General features: G+C 59.4%; 13 protein-coding genes. 10 read left to right on the top strand and 3 right to left on the bottom strand.

The annotated features are described in order from the left end of the window. Window positions 1-46 precede the first annotated feature (46 nt). Together JWQ61_RS12390 and JWQ61_RS12385 are read right to left on the bottom strand one after the other, a co-directional pair. Window positions 47-985, bottom strand: a complete 939-nt coding sequence (locus JWQ61_RS12390; protein WP_304360794.1) for a cyclopropane-fatty-acyl-phospholipid synthase family protein — start codon at window positions 983-985, stop codon at window positions 47-49. 68 nt (window positions 986-1,053) lie between these two features. Then, window positions 1,054-1,929: a polyprenyl synthetase family protein gene (locus JWQ61_RS12385; protein ID WP_304360813.1), complete on the bottom strand. Its 876-nt coding sequence runs from the start codon at window positions 1,927-1,929 to the stop codon at window positions 1,054-1,056. A 365-nt stretch (window positions 1,930-2,294) separates the two neighbouring features. On the opposite strand from JWQ61_RS12385, the gene ispH reads away from it, so the two are divergent. From ispH to ispC, 4 genes are read left to right on the top strand one after another with little or no spacing between them, the layout of a single operon-like run. After that, on the top strand, window positions 2,295-3,266 hold the full coding sequence (gene ispH / locus JWQ61_RS12380; protein WP_304360793.1) for a 4-hydroxy-3-methylbut-2-enyl diphosphate reductase: 972 nt from the start codon (window positions 2,295-2,297) through the stop codon (window positions 3,264-3,266). Beyond that, complete coding sequence (gene ispG, locus JWQ61_RS12375; RefSeq protein ID WP_304360792.1) at window positions 3,238-4,569, top strand: flavodoxin-dependent (E)-4-hydroxy-3-methylbut-2-enyl-diphosphate synthase; 1,332 nt, start codon at window positions 3,238-3,240, stop codon at window positions 4,567-4,569. Before ispH ends, ispG begins: the two co-directional genes overlap by 29 nt. A 2-nt stretch (window positions 4,570-4,571) precedes the next feature. Continuing rightward, window positions 4,572-5,351 (top strand): ferredoxin--NADP reductase, encoded by a 780-nt coding sequence (locus JWQ61_RS12370; protein WP_304360791.1) that lies wholly within the window; start codon window positions 4,572-4,574, stop codon window positions 5,349-5,351. A 26-nt stretch (window positions 5,352-5,377) separates the two neighbouring features. Beyond that, the gene (ispC, locus tag JWQ61_RS12365; protein ID WP_304360790.1) at window positions 5,378-6,559 is read left to right on the top strand and encodes a 1-deoxy-D-xylulose-5-phosphate reductoisomerase; all 1,182 of its coding nucleotides are present in this window, start codon (window positions 5,378-5,380) and stop codon (window positions 6,557-6,559) included. A gap of 71 nt (window positions 6,560-6,630) precedes the next feature. Here the strand turns inward: ispC and JWQ61_RS12360 are convergent, their stop codons facing one another. Beyond that, window positions 6,631-7,344: a phosphatase PAP2 family protein gene (locus JWQ61_RS12360; RefSeq protein ID WP_304360789.1), complete on the bottom strand. Its 714-nt coding sequence runs from the start codon at window positions 7,342-7,344 to the stop codon at window positions 6,631-6,633. Between the two features lie 628 nt (window positions 7,345-7,972). Here JWQ61_RS12360 and JWQ61_RS12355 point away from each other — a divergent pair. From JWQ61_RS12355 to epsE, 6 genes are all read left to right on the top strand, one after another. Next, window positions 7,973-8,170, top strand: a complete 198-nt coding sequence (locus tag JWQ61_RS12355) for a hypothetical protein (RefSeq protein ID WP_304360788.1) — start codon at window positions 7,973-7,975, stop codon at window positions 8,168-8,170. Between the two features lie 260 nt (window positions 8,171-8,430). Next, window positions 8,431-9,720: an XrtB/PEP-CTERM-associated polysaccharide biosynthesis outer membrane protein EpsL gene (epsL, locus tag JWQ61_RS12350; protein ID WP_304360787.1), complete on the top strand. Its 1,290-nt coding sequence runs from the start codon at window positions 8,431-8,433 to the stop codon at window positions 9,718-9,720. 10 nt (window positions 9,721-9,730) lie between these two features. Then, window positions 9,731-11,113, top strand: coding sequence for an undecaprenyl-phosphate glucose phosphotransferase (locus JWQ61_RS12345; protein WP_304360786.1), 1,383 nt, complete (start codon window positions 9,731-9,733; stop codon window positions 11,111-11,113). Between the two features lie 126 nt (window positions 11,114-11,239). Next, window positions 11,240-11,737: a hypothetical protein gene (locus JWQ61_RS12340; protein ID WP_304360785.1), complete on the top strand. Its 498-nt coding sequence runs from the start codon at window positions 11,240-11,242 to the stop codon at window positions 11,735-11,737. Window positions 11,738-11,888: 151 nt separating this feature from the next. Continuing rightward, a complete protein-coding gene (locus JWQ61_RS12335) occupies window positions 11,889-12,806 on the top strand; it encodes an EpsD family peptidyl-prolyl cis-trans isomerase (RefSeq protein WP_304360812.1) in 918 nt (305 codons plus the stop codon). A gap of 47 nt (window positions 12,807-12,853) precedes the next feature. After that, entirely contained in the window at window positions 12,854-13,642 is a 789-nt protein-coding gene (epsE, locus tag JWQ61_RS12330) for a polysaccharide export protein EpsE (RefSeq protein WP_304360811.1), read from the top strand. The last annotated feature ends 2 nt before the right edge of the window (window positions 13,643-13,644 follow it).

Raw genomic sequence — 13,644 nt, 5'->3', positions numbered from 1 at the left:
GAGAAGGGTATTGACGCATAAGCGGCGTATGGCCGGATGCCACACGTCAGTGCCGTTTCAGGATGGCGCTGTAAATCGAAAATTTGTTTTTTACTATCGCTACCGCCAGGCTCTCGCACATCACGCGCAATTCTTCCAGCGCACCGGTGACGCCTGCCGGGAAATGCATCTCTATGTTGGTCCGGATATCCAGCAGCCAGCGTGTTGCGTCTGCATTGCTGGGCAACGCGCGCATGTCTTGGATGATGAAGCCGCTTTGCTCCAGCACACTGGAAAAATATTCCGGGGTCTTGCGGTGCTTGCACGCGAGTCTGTCGACAGTGTCGGGCGTGTCGGACGCATATTTTTCAAGATCGATATTGTAGAGGTTGTCGGAAATGATGACGCTGCCGCCTGGCTGCACCCGTTGCCACAGCTTGTCCATGACGTTTTCGTACAGGTCGTTGGGAAAGTGTGAGATAACCCCGCGCATGATCACCAGGTCGTAGAGCTGATCGGTATCGGGTAAAAGATCTATATCTTGCGCATTGCATTGGTACAGGTGGATCCGGTCCGACAAGCCGCGCTCGGCATGAACCTGCGCGCAGTGGTCCAGCTGGCGGCGGCTGACATTGACGCCATCCAGGCGCCGGCATTCGGGAAAACGCTCGGCCAGGTACATCAGGACCGAGCCCCAGCCGCAGCCGATATCAAGGATGCGTTTGACAGGAGGATGATCCGGTTCGTCGAAACCCGCCAATTTAAGCTGCCGTTCGAAGTAGCGGATGCCGGATTCATCCAGGCTGATCGGTTGCGGCGACCGCGGGTCGTCATAGACGCCGAACTGGAACCACAGGCAATCGCCTATCGCCTTGCGCCAGTCGTCAGGACTGTCGCCGTAGGCATGCACTACCTTGTCCTGATATGTGTCGATATTGGGACCCTCGATGACTCGATAAGATGTGCGGAGCTCCGGGGCGGTTTGTTGCTGGGCTTGGATATTCATTGCTGTTTCCTTTTGGATGTTTGCCGGCTGCCGAGGCAAGTCGCGTCTTGCGCCCTGTCCGGCACGGGTCAATAAACGCGCTCGATCACCAGGTCTGCCAATTTGTTGAGAAGTCCGGCGCGGCTGCCGAGCGGCTCCAGCGCAGCGCGGCCGTTGTCGTGCAGCTGCTGCGCCAGCGCGCGCGCGGCGGGCAGGCCCAGCAGCGACACGTAGGTCGGCTTGCCAGCCTGTTGGTCCTTGCCCGTAGTCTTGCCCAGCGTGGCGGCGTCCGAGGTGACGTCGAGGATGTCGTCGACCACCTGGAAAGCGAGTCCGACGGCCCGCGCGTAACCGTCCAGCGCCTTGTGCAGCAGGCGGTCGCCGTCGTGGCCCGGGCTGACGCTGCACAGCGCTCCCATGCGCACCGCAGCCAGGAACATGGCGCCGGTCTTCATGCGATGCATCTGCTCCAGTTCGGCGCGGCTCAGCCTGGCTCCCACGCTCATCAGGTCGATTTCCTGGCCGCCTGCCATGCCCAGCGATCCGGCCGCCTGCGCCAGTTCGCGCACCAGTGCGATGCGTTGCTGCGCTGGCAAGGGAGCATCGCTCAACGTAGCGAAAGCCTGCGACTGCAAGGCGTCGCCCACCAGCATGGCGGTGGCTTCGTCATAACGGACATGGACTGTCGGCTTGCCGCGCCGGAGCACGTCGTTGTCCATCGCCGGCATGTCGTCGTGCACCAGCGAATACACGTGGATCATTTCGAGCGCAACGGCGGCGGCGTCCAGCGCTTCCGGCGCCGCGCCGACCACGGCGCCGGCGGCATGGCACAGCAGCGGCCTGATGCGTTTGCCGCCGCCCAGCGCCGCGTAGCGCATCGCCTGGTGCAAGCGGTCGGGAACGACGCCGGGCGCGGCCAGGTTGAAATCAAGCGCGTCCTCGGTGCGTATCCGTATCGATGTCATCCAGTTGCTGAAATCGGTGTCTTCAATCGCCAGCGTCGTTTTGATAGCTGGCTCGAACGAAACCGGAATCGCTGCAGAGAATGTTTGTCCCATGTGATCCTCCCGGACCAGAGTGCTTGCTGTGTTTGGGTTTCCGCGTGACGAAGCAATCGTCGCCGCCTCTGCCGGGATTGCCGTTGCTTCCATGTCGAAGAAGCAGCACCGGAAAAAATTGAAGGCGAGAGCTAGTGGGATTGAGGTTAGGTAAACAATTGCCGTACGGCAACCTGTCATTAGTGATAGGTTGAATCCCGCTGAACTCTGGCTAAGCTTGCTTGAGCAGGATTTTGTTTTTCAGGACCTGGCCAGCGAAGGAGTTCACGTACATGCGAGTCATCCTTGCCCAACCCCGAGGGTTTTGCGCCGGTGTCGTCCGTGCGATCGACATTGTCGAACGCGCGCTGCACAAGCACGGTTCGCCGGTGTACGTGCGGCACGAGATTGTGCACAACAAGCACGTCGTCGACAGCCTGAAAAAACAGGGCGCCAGGTTTGTAGAAGAGCTATCGGATGTGCCGCCGGGCGCCGTCACCATCTTCAGCGCCCATGGCGTCGGCAAGACGGTTGAAGCGCAAGCTCGCGAGCGGCGGCTGGAAGTGTTCGATGCGACCTGTCCTCTGGTGAGTAAGGTGCACAAGCAGGGCAAGCAGTATGCCGCAGCCGGGCGCAGGCTGATCCTGATCGGCCATGCCGGCCATCCGGAGGTGGTCGGCACCATGGACCAGATCCCGGGAGAAGTGCTGCTGGTGGAGAGTGTCGCCGAGGTCGGCAAGCTCGATTTTCCGGCCGATACGCCGCTGGCTTACGTCACGCAGACCACCTTGAGCGTCGACGATACGCGCGCCATCATCGACGCCTTGAAGCGCCGTTTCCACGACCTGCTCGGACCGAATGCCGGCGACATCTGTTATGCCACCCAGAACCGCCAGAACGCTGCGCGGGAACTGAGCAAGCAGGTCGACGTGCTATTGGTGGTCGGTTCGGAAAACAGTTCGAACGCCAGGCGCCTGTGCGAAATCGCCAAGGACAACGGGATTCCTGGCTACCTGATCGCGAACGGCGGCGAGCTGCAGGCGGACTGGGTGCGCAATGCCGCCGCTGTCGGCGTCACCGCCGGCGCATCGACGCCGGAAAGCATGGTGCAGGATGTGGTGGCGGCGCTGCGCAAGCTGGCCGTGGTCGAGTTGTCGGTGCTGCCGGGATTGGAAGAGAAGGTGATGTTCCGGCTGCCGCCCGGGTTGATGGATGTGGAAAATTCAGGGAGCACAGATGAACGAAATCGCGCCGCGCCGCGCTAGCAGGCAAGTGCATGTCGGCCATGTGCGCATCGGCGGCGATGCGCCGGTTGCGGTGCAGGCGATGACCAACACCGATACCGCCGATGCCGCCGCCACCGTGCGCCAGATAGCCGAGCTGGCGCGCGCCGGCGCCGAGCTGGTGCGCATCACGGTGAATAACGACGAGGCCGCGGCCCAGGTGGCGCGCATCCGCGAACAGCTCGACCGTCAGGATGTGGCGGTGCCGCTGGTCGGCGATTTTCATTTCAACGGCCATCGCCTGCTATCGGCCTATCCGGATTGCGCCCAGGCCTTGGCCAAATACCGCATCAATCCGGGCAATGTCGGCAAGGGCAGCAAACGTGACGAACAGTTTTGCAGCATGATAGAGACGGCTTGCCGCTACGACAAGCCGGTGCGCATCGGCGTCAACTGGGGCAGCCTGGATCCGGCGCTGATGGCGCGCATGATGAATGACAACGCCCGGCTGCCGCAGCCACGCGACGCCGCGGCGGTGATGCGGGAAGCCCTGGTTGTTTCGGCGTTGGAGAATGCGGCGCGGGCGGTGATGGTCGGCATGCCGGCCAACCGGATAGTGCTGTCGGCCAAGGTCAGCAATGTGCCGGACCTGCTTGCGGTGTACCGCGAACTGGGCCGGCGCTGCGACTACCCCTTGCACCTGGGGTTGACCGAGGCCGGCATGGGTTCGAAGGGTATCGTGGCTTCGTCGGTGGCGCTGGGTGTGCTGCTGCAGCAGGGCATAGGCGACACGATCCGGATTTCGCTGACGCCGGAGCCGAATGGCGACCGCAGCAGGGAAGTCGTGGTGGCGCAGCAGATATTGCAATCCATGGGCTTGCGCACATTCACGCCGACGGTAGTGGCTTGCCCCGGCTGCGGGCGGACCACGAGCACTTTTTTCCAGGAACTGGCGAGCCAGATCGAGGCTTACCTGCGGGCCCAGGCGCCGCTCTGGAAAAACACCTTTCCCGGCGCCGAGCAGATGCATGTGGCGGTCATGGGTTGCGTGGTCAACGGGCCGGGCGAAAGCAAGCTGGCCGACATCGGCATCTCGCTGCCAGGCTCCGGCGAGCATCCGTCGGCGCCGGTATTCATTGACGGCGCAAGGGCGCTGACGCTGAAAGGCGATACCATCGCCGACGATTTCAAGCAGCTGGTGAACGATTATGTGGCGGCAAAATATGGCGGCGACCAGCTGGCGGCGCAGCGGCTGGCGCAGGCGATGAAACATGGCGCGGCGGACGCGAAACCGCAGGGTTCGCTTCCGCCATTGGTGCGGCTGGCCGAAATCAACGGAATGTAAAGATGAAATCGAGCGCCTTCTCTCAAGAAAAAATCATCAATGTGCATCATTGGACCGAACGCCTGTTTTCATTCGAGACCACGCGGCCGTTGTCGCTGCGTTTCGAAAACGGCCAGTTCACCATGATCGGCTTGCCGAATCCGGACGGCGTGCCGCTGATGCGTGCTTACAGTTTTGCCAGCGCCAACTATGAAGAGAAACTCGAGTTCCTGAGCATCAAGGTGCAGGACGGCGCGTTGACGTCGCGCCTGCAAAAGGTGCGGACCGGCGATACGCTGCTGGTCGGCAGCAAGCCCACCGGCAGCCTGCTGCTGCGCAACCTGCTGCCGGGCAAGCGCTTGTACCTGTTCGGCACGGGGACCGGGCTGGCGCCGTTCCTGAGCATCGTCAAGGATCCCGATGCATATGAACTGTTCGACAAGGTGGTGCTTGTCCACTGCGCCAGGAAAAAAGCGGACCTGGTCTATACCCGTTTCCTGACCCAGGATTTGCCTGGCAATGAATTCCTGGGCGACACGGTGCGCCAGAAGCTGATTTATTATCCGACCGTCACCCGTGAACCGTTTCCGGTGCAGGGCAGGATCATCGAGCTGATAGAAAACCGCAAACTGTTTGCCGACAGCGGCTTGCCCGAACTCGATCCGGCCTGCGACCGCGTGATGATCTGCGGCAGCATGGCGATGCTGACGGATCTGCGCGCCATGCTGGTGCAGCGCGGGTTCAATGAGGGGACATTGAGGGAAGCCGGGCATTTTGTGGTCGAGCGTGCGTTCGTCGACTGATGCCGTGACAACTACGCGGAGGCAGCATGTCTACGTTGCAACGCCTGCTTATTCTCGGATCGACCGGGTCGATAGGCGCTAGCACGCTGGATGTGGTGGCGCGCCATCCGCAGCGTTTTTCGGTGCACGCACTGACTGCCAACCGCAACATCGATAAGCTGTTCCAGCAATGCCAGGCGTTTCATCCAGCCCTGGCGATTGTGGGCGGAGCCGAGGATGCCATGCAGCTGCAGGCGCGGCTGCGTGCGGCGCAACTGCGTACCGAAGTGGCGCACGGCGCCGACGCGCTATGCCAAGCCGCGGGTTCCGGTGGCTGCGATACGGTGGTGGCGGCGATTGTTGGCGCTGCCGGCTTGCTACCGACATTGAGCGCGGCCCGAGCCGGCAAGAAGATATTATTGGCGAACAAGGAAGCCCTGGTCATGTCCGGCGCCTTGTTCATGCGTGCGGTGCGCGAATCGGGCGCCGTGCTGCTGCCGGTCGACAGTGAGCACAATGCGATCTTCCAGTGCCTGCCGCATTCCTCCGGCAGCGGTCTTGGCGTCGAACGGCTGATCCTGACGGCCTCGGGCGGTCCGTTCCGCACGCGGCCGCTGGCGACGCTTGCGGATGTCACGCCGGACCAGGCTTGCGCCCATCCCAACTGGGTCATGGGGAGAAAGATCTCCGTGGATTCGGCGACCATGATCAACAAGGGCCTGGAAGTGATCGAGGCCCACTGGCTGTTCGATATGCCTGCGCAGCGCATCGACGTCCTGATCCATCCGCAAAGCATCATCCATTCAATGGTCGTCTACAGCGACCAGTCGGTGCTGGCGCAGCTGGGAAATCCCGACATGCGCACGCCGATCGCGCATGCCCTGGCTTATCCCGAACGCATTGTCTCCGGCGTGGCGCCGCTGGACCTGGCGACAATCGCTACACTGACTTTTGAGATGCCAGACATGGCGCGCTTTCCCTGCCTGCGCCTGGCGTTCGATGTGATCCGCAACGGCGGCGGCGCCAGCGCCATGCTGAATGCCGCCAACGAGGTGGCGGTGGCGGCATTCCTGGCAGGGCGCATCCGGTTTACCGAAATCGAACGGGTGATAGGCGCGACGCTGCAGGGCATGCCGGCCGCCGACGCAAGCAGCATCGAGGGTGTATTGGAAATGGACCGGCGTGCGCGGGAAATAGCGCAGGCGACGGTCAAGCACCTGTCTGGCTGAATAGACGGCCGCAGCAACGGGCTGCCGTATGATCCATGTGTGGATGCCGGCCGCCGGCGGCATCTGCAGTCCTACTTGGGAAAGTATTTCACTATCCCTTCCAGAAGCAGTCGCACATCCCCGAACATCATGCCTATTTCAGTGCTGACGATGAACAGCGCTGTCTGATAGGCCGCGGGATATCGCTCCAGCAGCGCTGCGCTGCGCGCGTCGTACAGCTTGCTCACGCCGCTGCGCGTCGACAGAACGACACAGGCTATTCCCAGGATTGCTCCTGCCGCAATGTCGGTGGGATAGTGCAAGCCAAGGTACACCCTGGGCAATGCGATGAAGACCAGCACATACAGATAGAGCAGGGAACCGGCGGATCTTGAAATCAGGAAAATTCCCGTGGCCAGGCTGAAGAACAAGGCAGCGTGGTCGCTGGGAAAAGAGCTCCATATATACAAGGCCTGGCTCTCAGGCACCGACAAGCCGATGTGCTCATGGTAGGCAAGCGCCGTGTTGGCGAAAGGACGCGGCTGGTATGGGCCGAGATTGTTGGCGGTCCTGGCGATCAGTACTGCAACCACGCAGCCGATCAAGGTGGCGACGATGATGCGCCTGCTGTCTGATTTGGGATCGGCATCCCTGAACCAGAAATACCAGAGTATGCCGATGATGGGCAGGCCCTTGAACAGGTTCGATCCGGAAATGTAGTGAACGATCTGGTTGAAGGGAGCCGACATTGCGGTGAATTGGGATAGCCAATGCATTACCGCGAGATCCATGTAGTTGTTCCACATTTTAATTTTCCTTTCGCGATTTTTCGGAAAAAGAAATTCGTTTTAATGGACATACGATTTATAAAATTTCTCGAAGTGATCTGATTTAATCCGCAGAAACCATTTATGTAAAGAGGATTTTTACGATAAATTTGCTGCCACGCACAATGAAATGATTTTGAATGAAACTAGCGTCGATGGATGACTGTCAAAAATCCTCAAGGCATGCGGATAGGCGTCTGGAAATTTTTCCAAGGCACTCCAATCAGAGCGCTGATAAATTTGCGGAGATTAATGTCTTGTCTTGTGAAAGCCTTATGTTTATTGGCTTGCAAGGGATGTGTAAAGAAATTTGTTGAATTGGAAATTTAGTGTTTATCTGTATTTTCAAACAGTCAACGAAGTAGTTGTCAACGTGAGAACTGACGAGTGGAAACATGTAACAAATCGTTTCAATTTCGAACTAAGTTTCTCATGTCGGTGTCATTATGTTGTCCTGCAACATGCGTTCGCAGTGCGATTTTTCCAGAAATGCCGACCGAATTCTGGCGTTCTCAGATTGTCAGAAACCGACCAACAGTTTCAACTTTATTCAGATTGCAGTATGGGCCGCAGTGGGCTCGATGAGCATCTTGTTAAGGGGAATATCATGCTGAAAACCGCTCAATCTCTCTGTGAGAATCCTGATCACTTTGGAGCGTCCTTTGCCACAGATGCACAGGATAAAACCCGCTCCTTGCAAACCGGTGTCCGCATGCCGGGCATTGCGCCGACGCCTGGCGTTTCCTGTTTTTCTTTCCACCCGCTCATATTTCATTCGATGCCGCAGCTGTCTGTGACAGCTTGAATACAGGCAGGCATTGTTGCCTGCTGCGCAGTTTTAGCTTTTTTTTAACTGATCGCCGGGACGGGAATCCGTCCGCGATGAGGGCGCAAGACCCGGTTTTTTCGAAAGATTCAATATTTGATCGCTGGCTGGTTCTCCAAAAGGCGAATCGATCCATAAGCGGGAATTTCCGCTGTGTCATTTCCCCGGCAAAAAAAATACAAATATCCGGTTTGGATCGATGCATTGTTGACGCAGTTGCTGCGTTAGAGAGGTGTGTAATGAATAGACGTTCAAAACCCAGCGCCCAGTTTTACCGAACGCCATGGAAGATCGTTATCCTGCTGCCGATATGTTCTTGTGTCGCCACACAAGCCGGCGCCAGCGACCTGGTGCCGACCGACATCATGCCGCCCGCCGACATCGTGCAGCCGCCGGCGGACGCGATTACTCCCTATGCCGGCTACAGCGTCGGCTACGACAGCAACCTGCTGAGGCTGCAGAATTCCGCGGCAGCGCAAGCGCTGGGAATAGGCAGCGACCTGTCCGATACCACGCAACGCTACTTGTTCGGCCTGGCCGTCGACAAGACGCTCAGCCGGCAGCACCTGACAGCGAACATGAATGTGACCAAAGTCGACTACGACCGCTTCGGCGAACTTGATCATTACGACAAGAACCTGGCCGCGAACTGGAACTGGCATGCGAGTGATCATTTCGAAGGAAATATCGGCGCCAGTTATTCGCAGGGACTGACGCCTTTCATCGACTTCCATCTGCTGGAACGCAATATACGGACAGAGGAAAGCGCCTACGCTGACGGTTCCTGGCTGTTCCATCCGAGCTGGCGCGTGCGCGGCGGGCTGACTTACACAAAACTGAAGTACGACCTGGAGTCGCAGCAACCGCTCGACAACACGCGCAACCAGACCGAACTGGGACTGGATTATCTCGCCGCCAGCGGCAGCACCATCGGCCTGCAGCTGCGCCATACGCATGCCGATTTCCCGAATCCCGAACTGAACAACGGCTTGCAGGTGTTCAACGGCTATAACCAGGATGAAGTCAAAGCCAAGATCGACTGGCTGCTCACTGGCAAGACGCAGCTGCACTTCCTGGGCGGCTGGGTCAGCAGGAACCAGGATGCGGCCTCGGTCAGGAATTTCAGCGGCGTCAATTCCCGTCTCTCCGCGGACTGGTCGCCGACCGGGAAAATAGGCGTCACCGTGTCCGGCTGGCGCGAGATCGGCGCAGTGGATGATCTGTCCACTGTCTATTCCCTGAACCGTGGCGCCAGCCTCGCCTCGGCCTGGCAGTACTCGGAAAAAGTACGGCTGGTGGCCCAGGTCAAATACCAGAAACGGGATTTCGGCCCATCGGCCGGGACCGGCACCCTGGGCAATATCAACCAGAACGACGTATTGCGCGATACCGCGCTGAGCGTGGTGTACAACCCGACGCAGCGCTGGCGTGTCCAGCTCTCCGGCATCCGCAGCACTCAGACCGTGAAAAGCGGGCCGGGCGGTTATGTCAGCAACGGCGTGACGCTCAACACGCGTTACGCATTCTAGGGGTAGGGAAATGACTGAGAACGACATTCCGCTGGTTTCGTTTTTCAAGCGCCTGCTTGACCCGCTCATTATCCTTGGCTCCCTGTACCTGATCGTCATGACCCAGGACGAAATATTCACCGGCGACTACCTGGTGCTGATGATTATCGCCTTCTTCATTTCCTCCTACGTCTACGAACAGATCGACCTGTACCGCACCCTGCATATCGGCAAGCAGCTCGCCTATGCCGGCGATATCTTCATGGGCTGGGCAATCACCGTCATCATCCTTATCCTGATAGGCCAGGGAACCGGGCTGCGCTACGAATTCTCGGACCGCGTCATCCTGGCCTGGTTTGCGCTGGCGCCTTTCGCACTGCTGGCAAGCCGCCTCACGGCATATATGCTGGCCTTCCATTTCGGCCGCGAGCTGAGGCTGCGCTCGGCAATCATCGTCGGCTCCAACGATCCGATCGACGACGTCCTCAAGTGCCTGTCTTCCGGCAGCAATGCCGGTATCGACATGCGCGGTTTTTTCGACGACCGCGACCAGGTCGTCCGTCCGGCAGGGATGAATTGCCAGCACCTCGGTGCGATCTCGGACGTCGGTCCTTATGTGCGCGCCCACAAGATACGGACCATCTTCATCTGCCTGCCGATGTCGGCGCAGCCGCGGGTGCTGGCGTTGATGGAGGAATTGCGCGACACCACGGCATCCGTCTATTTCGTGCCCGACATCTATACCTTCGGCCTGATACAGGCGCGGCTCGACCACATTGCGGGAATTCCGGTGATCGGCATTTGTGAAACGCCCTTTATCGGCTTGCGCGGCGTCCTCAAACGCGGCAGCGACATCATCCTGGCGCTGCTGATCCAGATCATGCTGCTGCCGGTCATGCTGGCGATTGCGATCGGCGTAAAACTTTCTTCGCCCGGACGCATCATTTTTGCGCAGCGCCGCTACGGCCTGAACGGAGAGGAAATCATCGTCTACAAATTCCGTTCGATGACGGTTGCCGAAGATGGCGCGGTGGTTGACCAGGCAAAGAAGAACGACGTCCGCGTGACGCGCTTTGGCGGTTTCCTGCGGCGCACATCGCTGGATGAATTGCCGCAGTTCTTCAATGTACTGCAAGGCCGCATGAGCATCGTCGGCCCGCGTCCGCATGCCGTCGCCCACAACGAGATGTATCGCAAGCTGATCAAAGGCTACATGTTGCGGCACAAGGTGAAGCCGGGCATCACTGGCTGGGCCCAGGTGAACGGCTACCGCGGAGAGACCGATACCCTCGACAAAATGCGTTCGCGGATCGAATTCGACCTGGAATACCTGCGCAACTGGTCGCTGGCGCTGGACCTGTGGATCATCGTGCGTACCGTCAAAGAGGTGCTGAAGAAAGATAACGCTTATTAAGCGCAACTGCGAAGCGTAACTACGAGGCGCAACTGCGCGCCGGCGGAGACTGTTTTTTGTATCAGGCAGTTCAGGAAATGTGATGGATTTTACCTGGAGAGAATCATGCGAGGAATTGTGCTTTCGATGAGTTTGTTGCTGGCCGCCTATTGCGGCCCCAGCCTGGCGGCGGCGCCGGTTTTCCAGCTGGACGGACAGCCGGGACCGGGCAGCGCGTCGGCGGTGTATGGCTATCACCCGGCAAGCGAGGCTGCCGCTTCTGCTTCCGCTTCGGCGATCGCCGAGATGGAAGCGGCGCAGCCCGACGCAGCGGCGTCGCCGGACATCTTTGCCGCCCGCACCGGTCACGCCTGGCCTGCAGCCGGCATTGTTCCCGCGGCATTTTCGACCGGCCCCAGGCTGCTCCAAGCTCCCAGGAAAATGGCGGTTGGCGTGAATGCTCCGGACGACCTGCTGTTTTATTTCCTGAAGGATTTCAGGGCAAAACCGCCGCAAAAACCTGCGCGCTGGGCGATGCTTTTGATCGCGCTCAGCTTGTTGCTGTACCAGATTCGCCGTCGCCCGATGCGCACCTCTATCGGTTTCGGTTCAGCATCGCGGTTGGCTGCACAACATGCTGCCTGATCGCACACGGCGACCATATCGGCGCGCCGGCCGCAACTGCGCCGATGGACATTGTCTCGTTAACAGGAGTCGGATCTTGATGTGCTCTGAACGTATCGGCCGTAGGTCTCTCATCGACAACATGCTAGGCGTGAAAGGAATAGGCATCTTGATGCTGCTTACAGTCATAAATTTATCGGCCTGCGACGACCAGAAAAAGAAAAACGGCCAGGTGGTAGCCAGGATCAATGGCGAAGAGATCAGCGCGCCGCAGCTTGAAGCCGAACTGCAATATGCAAAGCGGCTGCAGCAGGACGGCGCCGCGCCGCGGCAAGCCGTGCGCGAACAGGCCATGGAGGCGCTGATTGACCGCCAGCTGTTGCTGGACGAGGCTTTGCGCAACAAGATCGACCGCGATCCGGCGTTGATACAGATTATTGAACGTTTCAAGACCCAGGCCATCGTACAGGCTTACCTCGAATCCAAGGCCGGAAACCAGGAGCAGCCCGGCAAGGCGGAAATCGAAAGCTATTTTCATGCGCATCCGGAGATGTTTGCGCGCCGCAAGGTCTTCGAGGTTGAACAGCTGATCATCGCCGACCGCGATTTCAGCGCGGCGCTGAAAGCCGTGATGGATTCCTCGAAATCGCTGAACCAGGTGGCTGCCTGGCTCCGGCAACGCAAGATCGCGCATGTGCAAAGGCAGTATTCCTACAGCAGCGCCGAGCTGCCGCCAGAGGTCGGCAGCAGGCTCCAGGCGCTGGGCAGGAACCGCCTGTTTGTCATGAAAGACGGGCAGCGCGATTTATTGTGCGCCTTGACTGAACTGAGGGATAGTCCGGTGGCGCCGGACGCCGCCGAACCGCAGATCGAACGCTACCTGGTGAACAAGAAGATGCAGGAAACGGCGATTGCGGAAATCACCCGCTTGCGGGCGGCCGCCAAGCTTGAATACATAGAGAAACCCGCGGAGAAACCGGCCGGCGATATCGATAACAATGCCTTGCCGGTCACGGCAACCTCGCCAGGCAAGCAGCAAGCCGTGGTGCGCAGGAGCATCGAGGTGTCCGGCGTCGCGGGGCTCAAATGAATAACCTGTGCCGGAAGGGACAATAAATGAATGGGATGGCCATCATGATGAGACGAATCTACATATGCTTGCTGGTGCTGCTGCTGGCGTTTTCCAGCAATTCCGCCAGCGCGGCGGATACGCCGATCGGCGCCGGCGACGGCTTGAAGATCTCGGTGTTCGGGAATCCTGACCTGAGCCTGGAAACCAAGGTCAGCGATGCCGGCAACATTACGTTTCCGCTGATAGGCGCGGTCAGCATCGGCGGATTGTCGACTGCGGAAGCCGAGAAAAAAATCTCCGACATGCTGACCGGCGGCGGGTTCCTGCGCAAGGCGGAAGTCAACGTCACGGTCACCGAGCTGCAGAGCCAGCAGGTATCGGTGCTCGGCCAGGTGTTGCATCCGGGCCGTTACCCGATCGCAGGCAAGCGCAGCGTGACCGACATGCTGGCGATGGCCGGCGGCGTCGGACCGGAAGGCGGCGATACCGCCGTGGTGATCCGCACCCGTAATGGCAAGAGCAGCAAGCAGGTGGTCAACCTGCAGGAAATGATCCAGGCCGTCGACATGAAATCGAACCTGGACCTGGTCAACGGCGACATGATCTATGTCGACCGTGCGCCGAAATTCTATATCTACGGCGAAGTGCAGCACCCCGGCGGCTACCGGCTGGAACGCAACATGACCATCGCCCAGGCCTTGTCGATCGGAGGCGGCCTGACGCCGCGCGGCACCGAGCGCGGGGTGCGCATCAAGCGGCGCGACAGCAGCGGCAATACCGTGATGATCGACGCCAAGCGCGACGAAGTATTGCAGACGGACGATGTCGTGTATGTGAAAGAGAGCCTGTTTTGATG

Source organism: Collimonas fungivorans, assembly GCF_028292705.1.
GTDB classification, from domain to species: Bacteria; Pseudomonadota; Gammaproteobacteria; order Burkholderiales; family Burkholderiaceae_D; genus Collimonas; species Collimonas fungivorans_B.
Note: the sequence above shows the minus strand (reverse complement) of the source record. Positions and strands in the feature narration are given on the sequence as shown.